General features: G+C 65.6%; 17 protein-coding genes. 10 read left to right on the forward strand and 7 right to left on the reverse strand.

Going from position 1 to position 19,339, the window contains the following annotated elements:
- From JUB11_RS31065 to JUB11_RS31075, 3 genes are all read left to right on the forward strand, one after another.
- The coding region (locus JUB11_RS31065; protein ID WP_207462684.1) for a helix-turn-helix domain-containing protein at positions 1-502 on the forward strand (502 nt) is incomplete at its 5' end.
- Entirely contained in the window at positions 502-2,742 is a 2,241-nt protein-coding gene (locus tag JUB11_RS31070) for a division plane positioning ATPase MipZ (protein ID WP_282189218.1), read from the forward strand. The genes JUB11_RS31065 and JUB11_RS31070, both read left to right, overlap by 1 nt.
- A gap of 2 nt (positions 2,743-2,744) precedes the next feature.
- Positions 2,745-4,214, forward strand: coding sequence for a nitrilase-related carbon-nitrogen hydrolase (locus tag JUB11_RS31075; RefSeq protein WP_207462686.1), 1,470 nt, complete (start codon positions 2,745-2,747; stop codon positions 4,212-4,214).
- A gap of 319 nt (positions 4,215-4,533) precedes the next feature.
- On the opposite strand, the gene JUB11_RS31080 is transcribed toward JUB11_RS31075, so the two are convergent.
- The 7 genes from JUB11_RS31080 to JUB11_RS31110 form a co-directional block, all read right to left on the reverse strand.
- Entirely contained in the window at positions 4,534-5,361 is an 828-nt protein-coding gene (locus JUB11_RS31080; protein WP_207462687.1) for a 3-keto-5-aminohexanoate cleavage protein, read from the reverse strand.
- A 202-nt stretch (positions 5,362-5,563) separates the two neighbouring features.
- Positions 5,564-6,976, reverse strand: coding sequence for a 3-carboxy-cis,cis-muconate cycloisomerase (locus JUB11_RS31085; RefSeq protein ID WP_207462688.1), 1,413 nt, complete (start codon positions 6,974-6,976; stop codon positions 5,564-5,566).
- A gap of 224 nt (positions 6,977-7,200) precedes the next feature.
- Entirely contained in the window at positions 7,201-7,593 is a 393-nt protein-coding gene (pcaC, locus tag JUB11_RS31090; protein WP_207462689.1) for a 4-carboxymuconolactone decarboxylase, read from the reverse strand.
- A gap of 29 nt (positions 7,594-7,622) precedes the next feature.
- Complete coding sequence (gene pcaD / locus JUB11_RS31095) at positions 7,623-8,423, reverse strand: 3-oxoadipate enol-lactonase (RefSeq protein WP_207462690.1); 801 nt, start codon at positions 8,421-8,423, stop codon at positions 7,623-7,625.
- A gap of 205 nt (positions 8,424-8,628) precedes the next feature.
- Complete coding sequence (gene pcaF / locus JUB11_RS31100; RefSeq protein ID WP_207462691.1) at positions 8,629-9,828, reverse strand: 3-oxoadipyl-CoA thiolase; 1,200 nt, start codon at positions 9,826-9,828, stop codon at positions 8,629-8,631.
- A gap of 19 nt (positions 9,829-9,847) precedes the next feature.
- The gene (locus JUB11_RS31105) at positions 9,848-10,630 is read right to left on the reverse strand and encodes a CoA-transferase subunit beta (RefSeq protein WP_207462700.1); all 783 of its coding nucleotides are present in this window, start codon (positions 10,628-10,630) and stop codon (positions 9,848-9,850) included.
- A gap of 23 nt (positions 10,631-10,653) precedes the next feature.
- A complete protein-coding gene (locus JUB11_RS31110; RefSeq protein WP_207462692.1) occupies positions 10,654-11,514 on the reverse strand; it encodes a CoA transferase subunit A in 861 nt (286 codons plus the stop codon).
- A gap of 344 nt (positions 11,515-11,858) precedes the next feature.
- Between JUB11_RS31110 and JUB11_RS31115 the strand changes: the two genes are divergently transcribed.
- From JUB11_RS31115 to JUB11_RS31145, 7 genes are all read left to right on the forward strand, one after another.
- On the forward strand, positions 11,859-13,211 hold the full coding sequence (locus JUB11_RS31115) for an MFS transporter (protein WP_348771544.1): 1,353 nt from the start codon (positions 11,859-11,861) through the stop codon (positions 13,209-13,211).
- Between the two features lie 106 nt (positions 13,212-13,317).
- On the forward strand, positions 13,318-14,145 hold the full coding sequence (locus tag JUB11_RS31120) for an IclR family transcriptional regulator C-terminal domain-containing protein (RefSeq protein ID WP_207462694.1): 828 nt from the start codon (positions 13,318-13,320) through the stop codon (positions 14,143-14,145).
- A 164-nt stretch (positions 14,146-14,309) separates the two neighbouring features.
- Positions 14,310-15,491 carry an ABC transporter substrate-binding protein gene (locus JUB11_RS31125; protein WP_207462695.1) on the forward strand — a complete coding sequence of 394 codons (1,182 nt, stop codon included), beginning with the start codon at positions 14,310-14,312 and terminating at the stop codon, positions 15,489-15,491.
- A 256-nt stretch (positions 15,492-15,747) separates the two neighbouring features.
- Positions 15,748-16,617: a branched-chain amino acid ABC transporter permease gene (locus tag JUB11_RS31130; RefSeq protein ID WP_207462696.1), complete on the forward strand. Its 870-nt coding sequence runs from the start codon at positions 15,748-15,750 to the stop codon at positions 16,615-16,617.
- Positions 16,614-17,657 (forward strand): branched-chain amino acid ABC transporter permease, encoded by a 1,044-nt coding sequence (locus JUB11_RS31135; protein ID WP_207462697.1) that lies wholly within the window; start codon positions 16,614-16,616, stop codon positions 17,655-17,657. The genes JUB11_RS31130 and JUB11_RS31135 overlap by 4 nt, the downstream gene beginning before the upstream one ends.
- On the forward strand, positions 17,654-18,418 hold the full coding sequence (locus tag JUB11_RS31140; protein ID WP_207462698.1) for an ABC transporter ATP-binding protein: 765 nt from the start codon (positions 17,654-17,656) through the stop codon (positions 18,416-18,418). The genes JUB11_RS31135 and JUB11_RS31140 overlap by 4 nt, the downstream gene beginning before the upstream one ends.
- Positions 18,399-19,103: an ABC transporter ATP-binding protein gene (locus JUB11_RS31145; protein WP_207462699.1), complete on the forward strand. Its 705-nt coding sequence runs from the start codon at positions 18,399-18,401 to the stop codon at positions 19,101-19,103. Before JUB11_RS31140 ends, JUB11_RS31145 begins: the two co-directional genes overlap by 20 nt.
- Positions 19,104-19,339: the final 236 nt, after the last annotated feature.

The following is a 19,339-nucleotide window of genomic DNA, read 5'->3' on the forward strand; positions in this document are numbered from 1 at the left end:
ACTTTTCCCGCTGCGCGTCTGTCCACATCGTCCACTCCTCCTGCCGTCACCAACAGGCAGAAGCAGGTTTCAGTCAAACAGGCTCTCAGCGGCTGTAGACGTGCTTGGCTATGCTTCCTACCAGACTGCTGATGACGCTATCTTGAAACTTGCCAAAACACAGCCTTTTGGGCGTGTGCTCTCTGCCCTTGCCGAAAAAGCAATGCGCAATGTTGACCTTGCAGCGGATCTTGAAAAAGATGAAGCCCAGGTTTCTAAATGGCTTACCATTCTGCGTGAGCAGGGAGCCGTAACTAGCCACAAACGCGGCAGAGAAGTATTCAATGCACTAACACCGGTTGGGAGATTAGTTGTTGAACAGGGATTGCAAAACGAAAGCAGGGCTCTCCTTAAGGACGGAAATGTCGTTTCCCTTGATGCAAATAGATACGACCTTTCTAAGCGGCCAATTCCGGCGGATGTGCGTCGGGCTCCCCTTCCTCGTATAAGTGCGTGCAATTGATGGCTAAAGTATCAACCTTCTACTCATACAAAGGTGGAAGTGGGCGTAGCATGACCATGGCCAATGTCGCGTGGGCGTTGGCAACCAATGGTGAGCGTGTTCTCGCAATTGATTGGGATTTGGAAGCGCCTGGTCTGCATCGCTACTTTCATCCTTTCTTAGCAGACCCTGAGCAATCCAATGCGCTTGGCCTCATTGACAGAGTTTGGGACTATATTGATACGTTTATATCCAATGAAGAAAGCAAGAAAGACCGTTTTCGCTTTGCACATTGCGATGACATTATCCAACCTTTAGAGCTTCCGCAACGCTCAAAGAACTTTAAGGGCTGTCTTCATTTTCTTGGTGCTGGAAAGCAAGATTCTCGATATAGCGAGAAGGTGGGTGGACTTGATTGGGCAACTTTTTATGAGCGCTTCGACGGTGAGAAGTTTATCAATCGACTAATTAGTTGGGCGCGTGAGCGTTATACGCATGTACTGATCGATAGCCGCACCGGTGTTGCGGATACTGCTGGTATATGTACCGCGCAAATCCCTGACTCGTTGATCATTTGTCTCGTCTACAACCGCCAGAGCATTGAAGGGTCTGCTGCTGTGGCGCGCTCAATTCGCTATGCACGAGAAAAGCAAAACCAATCTAAGCTTGATATCCGGGTAATCCCATGCCGGGTTGAAGAGCGAGGTGTTGTGGAGTCAGCGCGGCGCTATACAGCAAGCCGACTCGCTACAGCGTTGCAGGAAGAGCGTTGGCAGATTGAGCGTTCGCTCCGACGTGATGAAATTCGTCATTATCCATGGTGTGCATTTGAGGAGAAGCTCGCTGTCTTCGAAGACGTGCCCGACGAGCGCGGCTCTCTTCTCGACACTATGCACGAGCTTGCTCGCCGATTGGCTGACCGGAAGGAGTTGAAAATTGCGGAAATTGATCCAGAAGTGCTTACTTCAATTTGGCGAAGGGCGGCTTTCGACGATCCACGTATTGCAGACCTAGAGGTTTTGCGCGAAGCGCCATTCGACACAGCGTCTCGCCAAATTCTGCAGTGGCTCAATGAGGCAATCGACCATCGCGATGAGCGTTCAGACTGGCTGATGGCGCTTGGGGAAGCTGCTATGAATACGGCAAGTATTAGTGACGACCGCACCTCGCTTTCGATAGTAGATTTTCTTGGGACTAACGGATTGCGAGTAGCAAATCGTGCGTACGATTCCGATCCTGAACAGTACCGTACAAGGTTTGCGCTCCTTCTCCAATCCAGGGCGACTCAATTACAGAAGCAGAGCCGCAACGAAGACGCGCTCCTTTTTTCCAATCTTGCAGCTCAATTATTCGGGGAAGATCATCGGCCTGTCAGTCGCTGGCGGAATGCTCGCGCTTTAGAAAGAAGCGCTGAACTTCTTGGTGCCTTAGGCAAGCCGATCGACGCGGTCGATAAGCAATTACAGGCGGTTGAGCAATATAGTACAATCAGCTGGCAAGATATGCCTCCAGGGGCAGCGGTTGATATGGCGCGATCTCTTCGGATTCTTGCTGAGATGTATGTGAGGCAAAATGAAATTGAGAGAGCAGAATATTTTGTGGATCAGGCGGTAAGGCAGGTATTAAAAAAACCCATTTTCCTTTTCCCCAATCGCCATTCGCGAGATGAGGCTGAGATTGCAAATGTATTGATAGCGCGGGCAGAGATTGCAGTACTCTCTAGCGCGCGGAATGCTGAGAGCGAGATATTAAGAATGCGTTTGATTGCTAAAGATAAACTGAAAACAAGCGCAGTGCTGGAGCAATTTGAATGGCGGATCAACCTTGTTAACGCTAGACTTCTAGCCCGGCGCGGGCAGGTTGATGAAGCGCTTAATCAACTTGAGCGTAAGCGCATTGAAGAGGCACCTCCGGGTACTGATAATGCACTGATTGAGGCAACTTCAGAAATCTTGTTAGACGCAGGTCGTGTGAACGAGGCAGCGGATCTTCTTATCGATGCGATGCAGAATGAAAAACTGTCGGTTACCGATAGCCTGACGAATGCCTTGCGGCGGGCACTTACAGCCGCTGGCCGGGAAGTCGAACTGGTTCCTATTCTCCTTGCAAGGATTTCTCGAGGTGATCCCCAATCAAATATTAAGCTAACTGAGCTTCTACAGCAATTTGCCTCGGCAGTACAACTCGATCCGACGGCCCTGCTCCGGCATACGGCGGGTCTTCCTGTGAACGAACAGATCCGCTCTAATGAAAAGGATTGATCTTGACTCTACCCGGTGTCTTGTTCGCAGAACTTTGGCAACTTTTGATTCCCCACACGGGTGATATTCTTGGGCAGCCTTGGGCGGGCAGGAATGCGGGTGAGTTTTCCGAGATTCTTCGACTTTTTACGACAGAACCGAGCATAGACATTCCTCATGAAATAGAAGAATACCTAGCGCTGGGTCCTGTTAGCTTCACCTGCTCTGTGTTTGATGTGAAGGAGCGGGGATTTGTTGTCATGTGTGCGCTTGACGAAGCGGCAATGATGATTCATCCGGCTTTCCCAAACCGGCTGCCGGGCATTGCGCGTCGTCCAACTGGAATGCTTGTGGCAATGAGGAATAAGCGCACGAGCGAAGGTTTTTATGCCGATGTACCAGGGGTTGGCCTCGTTATTCCTAAAGGGCACCTTATGTCGCGAGTACGCCCTAACGACCGGGAGGACGCAAGTGGAACCGATCTTTCTAACCAGTTTGAACACCTGATAGTCCTTGAACATTTGCGTCAAGGAAGGTCAGTTCGATTTGTTGTTCCTAATCCGACAAAAATTTTTGTTACACCGGATCGAGCGGATTATGTTGGGCTTGCGCCAATCGCCGAGGACCGTAATGATCTTCGCTTTATAACCTCTGAACGAGGTGGAAGGCCTTATCTTGATACCCAACCAAGCATTCCCGACCTAGCTAACCGGATACAAAGTGCAGTCACAGCGCTTCTTGACGATGGCGCTGGAGTAATTGTGCTTCCAGAACTTGTTTCCACCTCCAGCGTTGCCAATGAACTTGCTGCTGTTCTAAAAGCTAGAGGTAGCGCAAGTGGGCCAGCAATAGTTCTGGCGGGAACGGGCGCGAGTGATGTTCTGGAGATAGCAGGTGCGCGTCCTCATAATGAAGCAGTGCTGATGACTTCAGGTGGTCGCATACTTGGGAAGCAGAGAAAGTTGCATCTTTTCAATATGGATAACGCACGCATGCGCGATTGCGATATCACTCCAGCAGTTGGTTGTAGTATGAGTAATCATCTTGAAGATGCAGCTGTTGGCACCGAGTTGGTGGTTTACGACATTCACGGTCTAGGCCGTGTGATGATACTGATTTGCGAGGATCTTCAACAACAAACGCCCGGTGGTGATGTTGCGCTAATTGCGCGACCGGACTGGATATTGACGCCGGTGCTCGACATTAGTCAAACCGAAGGTCGCTGGACCCATCAACGCGCAATCGAAATTGGTCGTAAGACCCTGTCTCGAGTCGTTGTGAGTTGTAGTGGAACGCTCGGGGTACGCAAGGCTCGCGTGGATCGACTTGCGGATGCTTTGCCTTTGGTAAACATCGGTATCTGCTTCGATGGACTTGTAGGTAATCGCGCTAAGCTTGTTGTAGGTACGGGAGCAATAACTCCTGACCGTGTCGTTGTTGCCTGGGAAAGCGAAACTTGGGACAAGCACAGGATCAAGTTGGTACCAGTATGAATTTTCTAGAAGAAAAAGCATATAGTAAAGCTAGGTTAACGCTTTTAGGAACTTGCCATTGCCCGGTTTCAAAAATTGAGAAATCCTAAAAATGGAACCAAAAGGTACGCCATGAAAGTGGTGTTCAACATCGGCATTGACATCGTTCGTGCCGCTCCCAGTCAAGGTAACAGACTTGATTTTCCTGCTCAAGTAGGGGGGTTCTTCGGGGGTGAGAGGCATTGCGTAATTGCGAGCCCCTCCAGTTCCCCAGTAACGCCTATGGATCCCATCATATAGACCGTCAACACCTCCCCAGCAGAGGAGGGGTATATCCCCCTCACACCCCCGGCAAGCTAAGCAGCGCCCGCGCCTCCGCCGCCGTGGCCGGGCGCGACCCGCGCTTTCGGCAGATGTCGGCGGCCAGCGCCACCAGTTCGGCGTTGCTGGCGGCGAGGCGGTCGGCGGAGATGCGGATGTTGTCTTCCAGGCCGGTGCGGATGTGGCCGCCGAGGTCGAGCGCCCATTCGTGCATCAGGGCCTGGTTGCGGCCGATGCCGGCGACGGTCCAGGTGGAGCCGGGCAGCAGCGTGTTCAGCTCGCGCAGCATGAACTCCAGCGCCTCGCGGCGGGCCGGCATGCCGTTGCGCATGCCCATGACGAACTGCACGTGCAGCGGCGTCTTCAGCTTGCCCTTGTCGGCCATCTCCTTGGCGACGTAGAGCATGGAGAGGTCGAAGACCTCGATCTCCGGCTTCACGCTGTATTCCAGCATGGAGGCGGCGAGGCTGGCGATCAGCTCCGGGTGGTTCTCGTAGACCATGTTCGGGAAGTTCACCGAACCGGTGGAGAGCGAGGCCATGTCGGGCCGATGGTGCAGGGCGCTGCCGCGCGCCGCCGGGTCGCGGCCGCGGCCGCCGGTGGAGAACTGGACGATCATGCCCGGGCATTCCCGCCGCACCCCTTCCTGCACCGCCGCGAAATAGGTGGGGTCGGAGGAGGAGGATTCGTCCGGGTTGCGGGCGTGCACGTGCAGCACGGTGGCGCCGGCCGCGAAGGCCTCCTTCGTGGAGGCGACGACCTCCTCCGGCGTGATGGGAACGGCGGGGTTGTCCTTCTTGCGCGGGACGGAGCCGTTGACGGCGACGGTGATGATGGTGGGCTGCATCGTTTCCTCCTGGGGCCGGCTTGGGTTGGGGGCGGTGGGGGCGGCCTTTACGTTAGTCCCGCGAAGGCGCGTCGGCACGGGCTTTGACGGGCGTTTCCTCCTCTCCCCTCCGGGGAGAGGAAGGGCCCCAAGCCGTCAGGCTTGGGAAGGTGAGGGGGCTCGCGGTTGGCGGGCTTTCCGGTTCCCCGGCGACCCCCTCACCCTAACCCTCTCCCCGGAGGGGAGAGGGGATTGGTGGGTGTTCGTTCTTCCCTTCTGGCCGTGCCGGCGTGTCTCTGGCCTTCAACACGCGGTCGATGAAGGTGTCGGCGGCGCCGGTGTAGTTCAGGGGGGAGAACAGGGTGTCGAGGGCGTCGGGGCCGAGGGCGGCGGTGACGGTGGGGTCTTCGGCGAGGACGTCGCGCAGGGAGCGGTCCTCGGCGACGGCGCGGCGGCTGGCGTCGGCGACAAGGGTGTGGGCGGCCATGCGGCCGAGGCGGTCGCCGAGGGCCATGGTCACGGCCTCGGCCAGGATCAGGCCGCGGGTGATGTCGAGGTTGCCGCGCATGCGGTCGGGGCGGACGTCCAGACCCTCCATCAGCTCGGCGGCTTGGCGGGCGGCGCCGGCGGCGAGGCGGCAGAGGTCGGGCAGGGCCTGCCATTCGGCGTGCCAGCCGCCCAGGCCGCGCTCCTGCTCCTGCACTTGGCCCATGAGAAGGCCGGCGACCAGGGACGGGCCGCGCACGGCGGCCTGGAGGAGGACGGCGCTCGACACCGGGTTGCGCTTGTGCGGCATGGTAGAGGAGCCGCCGCGGCCGGGGCCGGTGGGCTCATAGGCCTCGCCGATCTCGATCTGCATCATCAGCGACACGTCGCGCCCGATGGAGCCGAGCGTGCCGAGCAGGATGCCGAGTGCCGCCGCCAACTCCAGCACGCGGTCGCGCGTCGTGTGCCAGGGCAGGGACGGCAGGGGCAGGGCGAGGTCGCCGGCCAGCGCCTCGGCGACGGCGAGGCCCCGGTCGCCCAGCGCCGCCAGCGTGCCGGCCGCCCCCCCGAACTGGAGGGCGAGGCGGGCGCAGGCGCTCGCCAGCCGCTCGCGGTCGCGGGTCAGCGCATCCAGCCAGACGGCGGCCTTCAGCCCGAAGGTGGTGGGCAGCGCGTGCTGGAGCCAAGTGCGCGCCACCATCGGCGTCGCCCGGTGCCGGTCGGCGAGGCCGGCCAGCGTCGCGTCCAGCCGGGCGAGGTCGGCGTCCAGCGCGTCGGCGAAGGCGCGGAGCTGGAGCACGAGGCCTGTGTCCATCGCGTCCTGGCTGGTGGCGCCCCAATGGACGTAGCGCGCGGCCTCCTCGTCCCGCGCCGCGACCGCGCGCGTCAGGTGCTTCACCATGGGGATGGCGGTGTTGCCGGCCTTCGCGGCCTCCTGGCCGAGTGCCGTGAGGTCGTGGAGGTCGGCCTTGCAGGCGGCCTCGATGGGGCCGACGGCGGTGGGCGGGATGACGCCGGTTTTCGCCTCGGCGCGGGCGAGGGCCGCCTCGAAGTCGAGCATCCCCTGGAGCCGGCCCCGCGGCGAGAAGATGCGGACGGCTTCCTCGGTGGAGAAGAGCGGGTCGAGCAGCGGGTCGCCGTAGGGGTGCATGGTGGGGGGCTCGCGTGGGTGGGGCGGGGGTGGGGGGCCGGTCACGGGGAACAGCGCTCTTCCGCTTTTTGAACGTCATCCCCGCGAAAGCGGGGATCCAGAACTCTTGGCGGCGCGGCTTTGTCGCGGAGCCTGGATCCCCGCTTTCGCGGGGATGACGGCCATGAAGGTACAGGGTGCGGCGGGTTTGAAAAATCGGGGAAAGGGAAAGGCGCCCGCGCCCCCTACTTCGCCGCCTCATCCTCCTTGTCCATCTCGTCGAAGACCTGCTTGGCCAGGTGGAAGGCGCTGTTGGCGGCGGGGACGCCGGCGTAGACGCCGGCTTGCAGGAGGATCTCCTTCACCTCGTCGCGGGTGACGCCGGTGTTGCGGGTGGCGCGGATGTGGAGCTTCAGCTCGTCGGAGCCGAGTGCCGCCAGCATGGCGATGGTGATCATGCTGCGGGCCTTGCGGTCCAGGCCTGGGCGGGTCCAGATCGAGCCCCAGGCCTGCTGGGTGATGAAGGTCTGGAAGTCTTGGGTGAAGTCGGTGGCGTTCTTCAGGGAGCGCTCGACATGCGCCTCGCCCAGCACCGCCTTGCGGACCTCCAGGCCCTTTTCATAGAGATCGTTCGACATGGGGCTTTGTCCTCTCGTGGCTTGCGGCGTCAGGCGGCGGGCAGGAAGGTGCGGATCAGGGCGACCAGGGTCTCGGGCTGCTCCACGCAGGGGATGTGGCCGGCGTCGGGGATGATCTCCAGCAGGGCGCCGGGGATGGCCTTCGCCAGCGCCTCGGCCTGGGCGGGCGGGGTGGCGGCGTCCTGGTCGCCGACGATCACCAGGGTCGGGCAGGTGATGCGGGCGTCGTCGGCGCGCAGGTCGGCGTCGCGGATCGCCATGGCGCAGCCGATGTAGCCCTCGTCCGCGTTGCGCGCGACCATGTTGACGTAGCCGCGCACGCGGTCGGGCTCGGCCTCCAGGAAGCGCTTCGTGAACCAGCGCGGCATGACGCCGGCGGCGATGCTCGCCAGCCCCCTGGCGCGGATCGCGTCGATGCGCGTCTGCCAGACCTCCGGCGGGCCGATGACGCTGGCCGTGTCGCAGAGGATCAGGGAGGCCACGCGCTCCGGCGCCTTGGCGGCGAGGCGCTGGGCCATCATGCCGCCGATCGACAGGCCGCAGACATGGGCACGGGCGATGCCCAGCGCGTCGAGCAGCGCCGCCGCGTCGTCGGCAAGATCGTCCATGCTGTAGCCGGGGCCGCCGTCGGGCACCGGCGTGGCGTCGGTCAGGCCGTGGCCGCGCATGTCGTAGCGCAGCAGCCGGAACCGGTCCGACAGCAGCGGCACCACCGCGTCCCAGACATGGAAGCTGGTGCCGATGGAGTTCGCGAACAGCAGGACGGGGGCCTCGGCCGGCCCGGTCAGGTCGTAATGGACCGTGATGGCGCCCGCGCGGATGAAGGGCATGGCTGGGGTCCCCCTGGGTGGTTCTCGGGTGCTTAGTATAGGCGTACAGAAGAAACTTTCTCGGCCGTTTCATCCCTCTCCCCTCCGGGGAGAGGGTCAGGGTGAGGGGGCCGCGGTCGCAGGGGTTTCCGGTCCCCCTGCAACCCCCTCACCCTCCCGCTGCGCGGGTCCCTCCCTCTCCCCAAGGGGAGAGGGGTGGTTTCCCCTACACCCGTTCCAGCACCATGGAGATGCCCTGGCCGACGCCGATGCACATGGTGCAGAGCGCGTAACGGGCGGAGGAGCGCTGGAGCTGGTGGGTGGCGGTGGTGGCGAGGCGGGCGCCGCTCATGCCCAGGGGGTGGCCGAGCGAGATGCCGCCGCCGTTGGGGTTGACGTGTGGGGCGTCGTCGGCGACGCCCAGGTCGCGCAGGACCGCCAGCGCCTGGGAGGCGAAGGCCTCGTTCAGCTCGATCAGTTCCATCTGGCCGATGGTCAGGCCGAGCCGGGCGAGCAGCTTGCGCGTGGAGGGGGCCGGGCCGAAGCCCATGATGCGCGGGGCGACGCCGGCGGTGGCCGCACCGACGATGCGGGCGCGCGGAGTCAGGCCGTAGCGCTCGGCGGCGGCGGCCGACGCGATCAGCAGGGCGCAGGCGCCGTCGTTGACGCCGGACGCGTTGCCGGCCGTCACCGTGCCGTTCGGGCGCACGATCGGCTTCAGGCTCGCCAGCGCGTCGAGCGAGGTGGCGCGGGGGTGCTCGTCCGTGTCCACCACCGTGTCGGCCTTGCGGCCCTTGATGGTGACCGGGACGATCTCCTGCGCCATGGTGCCGTCCTGGATGGCGCGGGCGGCGCGCTGCTGGCTGCGCAGGGCGAAGGCGTCCTGGTCCTCGCGGGCGATGCCGAACTGCTCGGCGACGTTCTCGCCCGTCTCCGGCATGGAATCGGTGCCGTACAGCTCCTTCATGCGGCGGTTCACGAAGCGCCAGCCGATGGTGGTGTCGAACATCTCCGCCTGGCGGGAGAAGGCGGTCTCCGCCTTGCCCATGACGAAGGGGGCGCGGCTCATGCTCTCGACGCCGCCGGCGAGGATCAGGTCGGCCTCGCCGGCGCGGATGGCGCGGGCGGCGATGGCGACCGCGTCCAGGCCGGAGCCGCAGAGGCGGTTGACCGTCGTGCCCGGCACCTCGACCGGCAGGCCGGCCAGCAGGGTCGCCATGCGGGCGACGTTGCGGTTGTCCTCGCCAGCCTGGTTGGCGCAGCCGAGGATCACCTCGTCCACCGCACCCCAGTCAACGCCCCCGTTGCGCTCCATCAGCGCCTTGAGGGGGATGGCGGCGAGGTCGTCGGCGCGGACGGAGGAGAGCGCCCCGCCGAAGCGGCCGATGGGGGTGCGGATCGCGTCGCAGATGAAGGCTTCGGTCATGGTCCGGTTCCTTTTTCCCTTAGCCTTCGCCGCCGCCGCTCTGGCCGTGCGCCTTGGCGGTGCGGGCCTGGAGGTCGCGGAGTGCCGCCAGCTCCTGCGGCTCGGGCGCCGCGGTGGTCTTCAGGTCGGGGCTGACCTTGAGGTCCCAGCCGGTGGCCTCCCGCACCTGATCGACCGTGACGCCCGGATGGACGCTGGTCAGGGTCAGCTCGCGGGTGACGGGGTCGGGGGTCATGATGCCGAGGTCGGTGATGACCGCGGTCGGCCCCTTGCCGGGGATGCCCGCCCTCTCCCGCGCGTCGCCGCCGTCGAGATAGCCGGCGGAGGTGATGAAGGGCAGCTTGCCGACGAAGGCCTTCGTGCTCTGCTTCAGCACGATGAAGACCTCCTTGGCTTGGCTGGCGATCTCCGGCGCGCCGCCGGCGCCGGGCAGGCGGACCTTCGGGCTGTCGTAAGCGCCGATGACCGTGGTGTTGATGTTGGCGAAGCGGTCCACCTGGGCGGCCCCCAGGAAGCCCACGTCGATGCGCCCGCCCTGCAGCCAGTAGCGGAAGATCTCCGGCGTGCTGACCACCGTGTCGGCGGTCAGCGCCAGCTCCCCGTCGCCGATGGACAGCGGCAGGACGGTCGGCTTGGCGCCGATCGGGCCGGATTCATAGATCAGCACGACGTCGGGCGCGTGGGTCAGCCGGGCGAGGTTCGCCGCGGTGGAGGGCAGGCCGATGCCGACGAAGCAGACCGTGTCGTCCCGCAGCAGGCGGCTGGCCGCCACGGTCATGATCTCGGTCGCGGTGAAGTCCAGGGTGGGGCTGGCGGGCGTGGTCATCACGCGGTCTCCTTCTGGCTTTCGGCGAGCACGCGCCTGAAGCCGTCGAAATCCTCGGTGCCGAGGACGTGGCGTTCCATCCAGGCCGTGAAGCCCTCGCGCGAGCGGGCGACGGGGTCCCAGGCCTTGTAGAAGCGGTTGTCGCGCTCCGTGTAGCCCTGCGCGTAGGAGGGGTAGGCGCCGCCCGGCACGTGGCAGACGGCGGAGACGGCCCAGCGCGGCAGCACGCAGCTGTTGGCGGGTGCCTCAAGCGCGTCCACGATCTCCTCGACCGTGACGATGGCGCGTTTGGCGGCGAGCACCGCCTCCTTCTGGACGCCGAGGATGCCCCAGAGCAGCACGTTGCCGCGGCGGTCGGCCTTCTGGGCGTGGATCACCGTCACGTCCGGGCGCACCGAGGGGATGGCGGCGAGCTTTTCGCCCGTGAAGGGGCATTCGACGAAGCGGATGTTCGGGTTGACCTTGGGCAGGTCGGAGCCGGTGTAGCCGCGCAGCAGAGCGAAGGGCAGGTTGGAGGCGCCGGCGACATAGGCGTTCGCCATGCCGGAATGGCTGTGCTCCTCGATCTCCAGCTGGTGCGGCCAGCCGTTCTCCACCGCGTCGCGGAAGCGGTGCAGCGAACCGACGCCCGGGTTTCCGCCCCAGGAGAAGATCAGCTTGCGCGCGCAGCCCATGCCGATGAGCTGGTCGTAGATCAGGTCCGGGGTCATGCGGACCAGCGTCAGGTCCTTCTTGCCCTGGCGGACGATCTCGTGACCGGCCGCGTGGGGGATGAGGTGGGTGAAACCTTCCAGGGCGACGGTGTCGCCGTCCTGGATCAGCCCTGATACGGCCTCGCGCAAGGACGTGATCTGCGCCATGCCTTCCTCCTGATGTGCGAATAACGCACGATGAAAACGAATTTTGAACAGGTTGGTACGTCCCACCATCCATTGTCAAGCCTCCACCCTGCGGAGTGGACGGTGCTTGGCCCGCATGGCTGACCCGCCGGGAAGCGAAGGCCGGGAATGGCGGCGGCTTTCCTGAATCTCCGTCGCGTCGGGCGGTTAACGAACAAGACGTGCTTTTATCGCCCTTGACGGCGTGTGGCGCGGCTTCTAGGGTCCGGCCATCCGGGGACGAAACATATTGTCGGGGCGAGGAACGATTCCGTCCCGCCCGGCCCGTCCTTCGCGCATCCAATACCCGACCTCAGGGGGCTTCCGTGTCGCAAGCGGCCCAACATCCGGCATCCGGGGACGTGCTGAACGTCCAGTCCTTCATCAACGCCAGCGCCTTCAGCCGCTACCAGTGGCGGATCATGATCCTGTGCTTCCTGATCGTCTTCCTGGACGGGCTGGACACGGCGGCCATGGGCTTCATCGCCCCCGCCCTGGCGCAGGACTGGAGCATCCCGCGCGCCGCGCTCGGCCCGGTGATGAGCGCAGCACTCATCGGCATGGTGGTGGGCGCGCTCGGTTCCGGCCCGCTGGCCGACCGGTTCGGGCGCAAGGCGGTGCTGGTGGCCTCGGTCTTCGTGTTCGGCGGCTTCAGCCTGGTCTCGGCCTGGTCGGCGAACGTCGAGCAGCTCATCGTGCTGCGCTTCCTGACCGGCATCGGGCTGGGTGCGGGCATGCCCAACGCGACGACGCTGCTGTCGGAATACACGCCGGAGCGCAGCCGCTCCCTGCTCGTCACCACCATGTTCTGCGGCTTCAACCTGGGCATGGCCTCGGGCGGCTTCATCTCGGCCCACCTGATCCCGGCCTATGGCTGGCACAGCCTGCTGGTGGCGGGCGGCGTGCTGCCGCTGGCGCTGGTCGTCGGGCTGGTGCTGTGGCTGCCGGAATCGGCGCGCTACATGGTCGTGCGCGGCTTCGACGCGGCGCGGGTCCGCCGGGTGCTGGAGCCGATCGCACCGGGCACGCTGGGCGGCGTGGCCCGCTTCACCGTGCCGGAGACGAAGGGCGCGCCGGCCCGCAACGCCTTCGCCATCGTCTTCAGCCGCGACCTCGCCCCCGGCACGCTGCTGCTGTGGCTGACCTATTTCATGGGGCTGGTGATCGTCTATCTGCTGACGAGCTGGCTGCCGACCCTGCTGGCCGAGAGCGGGGCGAGCATGGAGCGGGCGGCCATCGTCGGCGCGCTGTTCCAGTTCGGCGGGGTGCTGAGCGCGGTGGGCGTGGGCTGGGCGATGGACCGCTTCAACCCGCATTACGTCATCGGCCTGTTCTACGGGCTGGCGGGCGTCTTCGCCTACGCCGTGGGCCTGAGCCTGGGGCACGAGTGGCTGCTGGCCGCGCTGGTGCTGGTCGCGGGCATGTGCATCAACGGCGCGCAGTCGGCCATGCCGTCGCTGGCGACGCGCTACTATCCCACGCAGGGCCGCGCCACGGGCGTGTCCTGGATGCTCGGCATCGGCCGCTTCGGCGCCATCCTCGGCGCCTGGATCGGCGCCACGCTGCTGGGGCTGGGCTGGGACTTCCAGCAGGTGCTGACCGCCCTGGTCGTGCCGGCCGGCCTCGCCGCCGCCACCATCGTCGTGAAGGGCATCGCCCGCCCGGCCGAGGCGGCGTAGCGACAAGCGGTCCTTGCCGGAAACGGGGCGGTTGCGCTATTGTTCGATAACCGCCCCTGATGTGGGCGACCCAATGCCAGAACGATAAAATCCGGGGAGCAGACGCATGGAGACGGCGGCCGAGGTCGGCGGGCGGGACGGGGATCCCGACGGCGGGGCGGGGGGGAGCGATCCCAATTTCATGACGTCGCTGGCGCGCGGGCTGTCCGTGATCCGCGCCTTCACCGAGCGGAACCCCAACCTGACCATCGCCGAGATCGCGCGCATCGCCGGGCTGCCGCGCGCCGCCGCCCGGCGCTGCCTGCTGACTCTGGTGCAGCTGGGCTATGCGGGGACGGACGGGCGCACCTTCTTCCTGAAGCCGAAGATCCTGGCGCTGGGCTATTCCTTCCTGTCCTCCGCCCCGCTCTCCACCATCCTGGAGCCGCTGATCGAGCAGGTCAGCGAGCGGCTGCGGGAGTCCAGCTCGGCGGGCGTGCTGGACGAGGACGACGTCGTCTATGTCGCGCGCGCCGCGCAGAAGCGCATCATGTCCATCGGGCTGAACGTCGGCAGCCGGCTTCCGGCCTACTGCACCTCCATCGGGCGGGTGCTGCTGGCCCACATGCCCGAGGCGGAGATCGACGCCTATCTGGCGCGGGTCGCGCTGAAGCCCTTCACCGAGCGCACCATCACCACGCCCAACGTGCTGCGCCAGGAGCTGGTGCGCATCCGCGAGCGCGGCTACGCGCTGGTGGACCAGGAGCTGGAGCTGGGGCTGCGCTCCATCGCCGTGCCGGTGCGCAGCGCGTCCGGCGCGGTCGTCGCCGCCGTCAACGTCAGCGCCCAGGCCGCCCGCGTGAGCAGCGCCGAGATGGAGGAGCAGTTCCTGCCCCATCTGCGCGGCATCGCCGAGGAGGCGCGGGTGCTTCTGGTCGGCGGCTCGCGCGGCTGACGCATGCTCGTGCGTTAATCGAACATATATGGCGAATATCGCACTTGACCGGGGGTAATCCGGGTTGTTAGGTTGGTTAGACTGATTATAAGTTACGGCCACGCATCATCCGGCCCGTCCGGGCGGGGGTGCGTCGAGAACCACGGAACACGGAGGAAGCGGCGATGAAGTCTGTTCTGCGCGGCGCGTTGCTTGGTGCGGTCGTCGGCCTGGCGCTGGGCGCCGGCCCGGCCCTGGCCGACACGGTGAAGGTCGGCGTCATCGCCCCCTTCTCCGGTCCCTTCGCCACGGTCGGCAAGACCTTCAAGGAGGCCATCGAGGTCTACCAGGCGCAGAACGGCAAGACCGTCGGCGGCCACACGGTGCAGTTCGTCTACAAGGACCTCGACCAGGCCAACCCCGCCCAGTCGAAGGCGCTCGCCCAGGAGCTGGTGGTGAAGGAGAAGGTCGGCTACCTCGCCGGCTTCTTCTTCACGCCGGACGCGCTGGCCGTCGCCCCGCTGATCGACGAGGCGAACATCCCCGCGGTGATCTTCAACGCCGCGACCTCCGCCATCACGGAGAAGTCGCCGCTCTACGTCCGCACCTCCTTCACCCTGTGGCAGGCCACCGTGCCGCTGGCCGAGCATGTCTACAAGACGGGCGTGCGCAAGGTGGTGACGGCGGTCAGCGACTACGGCCCGGGCATCGACGGCGAGACCGCCTTCAAGACGACCTTCGAGAAGGCCGGCGGCCAGGTGGTGGACAGCATCCGCATGCCGCTGAAGTCCGCCGACTTCGCCCCCTTCATGCAGCGCATCAAGGACAGCGGGGCCGAGGCCGTCTACGCCTTCCTGCCGGCCGGCCCGACGACGCTGGGCTTCGCCAAGGCCTTCAACGACAACGGGCTGCGCGAGAAGGGCATCAAGTTCGTCGGCCCCGGCGACATCACCCAGGAGCCGGACCTGCTGGCGCTGGGCGACGCGGCGCTGGGCATCACCACGACCTTCCATTACAGCGCGGCGCATGATTCCGCGATGAACAAGGCCTTCATCGCCAAGCACAAGGAGCTGTTCGGGTCGAGCGACACCGTCACCTTCACCTCGGCCGGCGCCTATGACGGCACCCACCTGATCTACAAGATGGTCGAGGCGACGGACGGCAAGCGCGACGGCGCCAAGGCGGTCGAGGCGGTGAAGAACCTCGCCTGGGAAAGCCCGCGCGGCCCGCTGAAGCTGGACCCGGCCTCGCGCCACGTCACGCAGAACATGTACCTGCGCGTCGTGGAGAAGGTGGACGGCCAGCTCGTGAACAAGGAAATCGAGACCTTCCCGAACCAGCCGGACTACGGCTTCAAGGGGAAGTGAGCGTCGGGGCTCTTTTCTGACGTCCGGGGCCGCCGCACGCAGTCCGCCGTGCGGCGGCCACCGGAAGAACAACGGCTTACCCGTCATCCCCGCGAAAGCGGGGATCCAGGCTTCCCGCAGATTGCACGCCGTCCGAAGTTCTGGATCCCCGCTTCCGCGGGGATGACGGAAAAATCGTAGGCATTCCGCTGATCCGTTGCGCCGCGACGGGCTCAGGCGTCGCAGTCCACCCCCAACCGTTCCGGCGGGAGATCCTATGGAAACCGTCTTTGGCATCGCCGTGGACGGCGTGGCCTACGGGATGATCCTCTTCATCATCTCGGTCGGCCTGTCGGTCACGCTCGGCCTCATGCGGGTCGTCAATCTGGCGCACGGCGCCTTCGCCATGGTCGGCGGCTACATCGCGTCCTCCGTGATGCAGGGGGCGGGGCTGCCCTACGAGCTGGCGCTGGTCGCGGCGGTGCTGCTGACGGTGCTGCTGGCGCTGCCGCTCGAACGGCTGCTCTACCGGCGGATCTACGGCTCGGCGAACGAGCTGGCGCAGGTGCTGCTGACCATCGGGCTGTGCTTCGTGATCGTGGCCGGCATGAACTACCTGTTCGGCCCGACGCTGAAGCGCATCCCGCTGCCGGATTATCTCAGCGGGGTGGTGATGCTGGGGCCGAAGGCGATCTCCGCCCACCGCATCTTCGTCATCGGGGCGGGGCTGACGGCGCTGGTGGGGCTGTGGTGGCTTCTGGAGCGTACGGATTTCGGCATCCGGCTGCGCGCGGCGGTGGACAATCCGGGCATGGCGGCGGCGCTGGGCATCCGCACGGAACGGCTCTACGCCGCGACCTTCGCGCTGGGCACGGGGCTGGCGGCCTTCGGCGGGGTGTTGGGGTCGGAGCTGCTGCCGCTCGAGCCCTACTACGCGCTGCGCTACATCGTGCTGTTCCTGGCGGTGGTGGCGGTCGGGGGGGCCGGCAGCATCTTCGGGTCGGCGGCGGCGGCGGTGGCGCTCGGCGTCATCGACACGGCGGGCAAGTACCTGATCCCGAATTTCGGCGAGTTCTTCTTCTACACAGCCCTGATCCTCATCCTCTTCCGCTGGCCGCACGGCTTCTTCAAGCGAGGGACCGCATGACCGCCGTCGCAACGAACAAGGATACTGGCAAGCCCGCCGGCAAGGGCGCGCCGGGCCGGCTGGGCCGGGCCGTCCGGGACCATGCCGGCGTGCCGGTGATGGCCGCCCTGGGGCTGCTGGGATTCTGGCTGTTCCCCGAGGATCTGGGGCTGATGACCCGCATCCTGGCGACGGCGCTCTACGTGCTGTCGCTGGACCTGGTGCTGGGATACTGCGGCATTGCCACGCTGGGGCAGGCGGCCATGTTCGGCACCGGCGCCTACGCCGCGGGCATCGCCGCCGTGCATCTGGTGAGCGACCCGCTGGTGCTGCTCGCCGTCGGCGGGGTCGCCGGCGGGCTGATCGCTCTGGTGACGGGGGCGCTGATCCTGCACGCCCACGGGCTGACCCTGCTGATGCTGACCATCGCGGTCGTGCAGATCGTGCAGGAGGTCGCCAACAAGGCGCGCGACTGGACGGGCGGCAGCGACGGGCTGTCGGGCATCGACCCGAGCCCGGTGCTGGGGCTGTTCCGCTTCGACCTGTATGGCCGCACTTCCTACCTGTTCGCGCTGGCGGTTCTGCTGGTGATGTTCCTGGTGGCCCGGCGCATCGTGCGCTCGCCCTTCGGCCTCGCCTGCCGGGGCGTGAAGGAGGACCCCTTGCGCGTCCAGGCGCTGGGCGGATCGCCGCGCCGGTACCTGGTGGGCATGTACGCCATCGCCGGGGTCTTCGCCGGCGTCGCCGGGGCGCTGACCGCCGTGTCCACGGGCATCGTCGGGCTGGACAGCGTCAGCTTCACCTGGTCGGCGGAGGCGCTGGTGATGCTGGTGCTGGGCGGCACCGGGCGGCTCTACGGCGCCGTCATCGGCACCGTCGCCTTCATGGCGATCCACCACATCCTGGCCGCCAGCGACCCCTTCCACTGGATGCTGTTCATCGGTCTGTTCCTGATGGGGGTTGTGCTGTTCCTGCCGGGCGGCATCGCCTCGCTCGGTGAGCGGCTGTCCGGCCTGCTGTCCCGTTCCCCGTCACGCACCGCCGAGGGAGACCGTCCATGACCCCGCGTCTTCAGGTCCGGGGGCTGTCCAAGAATTTCGGCGGCCTCCAGGTCTCCTCCGACATCGACATGGACCTGCTGCCCGGCGACCGCTGCGCGCTGATCGGGCCGAATGGGGCGGGCAAGACGACCTTCGTCAATCTGGTGACGGGGGTGATCCCGCCGACCGCCGGCACCATCCGTCTGGACGGGGAGGACATCACCGGCCTGTCCGCCCAGGCGCGGGTGCGGCGCGGGCTGATCCGCTCCTTCCAGGTGGCCCGGCTGTTCCGCGCCATGACCGTGCGCGAGCATCTGGAGCTGGCGGTGCTGGAGCGGGAGGGGCGGACCTTCCGCCTCTTCGCCTCGGTCCGCCGGGTGCCGGGGCTGGAGGAGGAGGTCGCCTCCGTCCTCGACATCATGGGGCTGGAGGCGGTGGCCGGGACGCGGGTCGGCGCGCTGGCCTACGGGCAGCAGCGGCTGCTGGAGATCGCGCTGGCGCTGGCGATGAAGCCCAAGGTGCTGATCCTGGACGAGCCGGCGGCCGGCGTGCCCCATTCGGAAAGCCAGCGCATCCTGGACGCGGTGGACCGGCTGCCGGCCGACCTCGCCGTGCTGATGATCGAGCACGACATGGACCTGGTCTTCCGCTTCGCGAAGAAGATCGTCGTGCTGGCCCAGGGGCGGCTGCTGTGCAGCGGCACGGCGCGGGAAATCACCGCGGACCCCCGTGTCCGCGAGGTCTATCTGGGGAGCAGAGCCAATGCCCACCGGCCTTCTTGAGGTCTCCGGCCTGGTCGCCGGCTATGGCGAGACGCGCATCATCGACCGGGTGGGCTTCACCGTCCCGGCCGGCGGGCGGCTCGCCCTGCTGGGGCGCAACGGCGTCGGCAAATCGACGCTGCTGGCGACGCTGGTCGGGCAGACCACGCGCCACGCCGGCTCCATCCGGCTGGACGGGGTGGAGATCTCCGGCCTGAACTCGTCGCGCCGGGCGGCGGCGGGGCTCGGCTACGTGCCGCAGACGCGCGACGTCTTCCGCTCCCTGACGGTGGAGGAGAACCTCGTCACCGGGCTGAAGGGCCGGCCGAGGAGCGCGCTGGAGGAGGCCTACGCCCTGTTCCCGCGGCTGGCGGAGCGCCGCCGCAACGGCGGGGGCGAGCTGTCGGGCGGCGAGCAGCAGATGCTGTCCGTCGCGCGCGCCCTGCTGGGCAAGCCGTCGGTCCTGCTGCTGGACGAGCCGCTGGAGGGGCTGGCGCCGGTCATCTGCGACCTGCTGATGGCTGCGCTGGGCACGCTGGACATGACGGTCGTGCTGGTGGAGCAGCAGGTGGACCGCGCGCTCGACTTCTGCCGCGACGTCATCATGATGGACCGCGGCCGGGTGGTGCACAGCGGCCCCGTCGCGGAGTGCCGCGACGACCACGCGCTGATGGAACGGCACCTGGGCGTGGTGGCGCTGGCGTGAAGGCGAATTTCCGTCGTTCCGCCGGAGAGGGAGTATGAAAGCGGGCTGCTCAAGCGGGCCTTGCCGTGCGTCAAGGCCCTGAAAGACAAGAACTATCCGTCATCCCCGCGGACGCGCATAGGCGCTAACTTAATCCCCTCTCCCCTTGGGGCTACGGCTTGCACAGAACTCGATAGAAAGTCGGTTAAAAGGAAGGGGTTTGCCTGTTGTGAGGCTCTGATCTGGCAACGGAGCAT

The sequence above is a fragment of the Azospirillum sp. SYSU D00513 genome, from assembly GCF_017356015.1.
Lineage (GTDB): Bacteria > Pseudomonadota > Alphaproteobacteria > Azospirillales > Azospirillaceae > Azospirillum.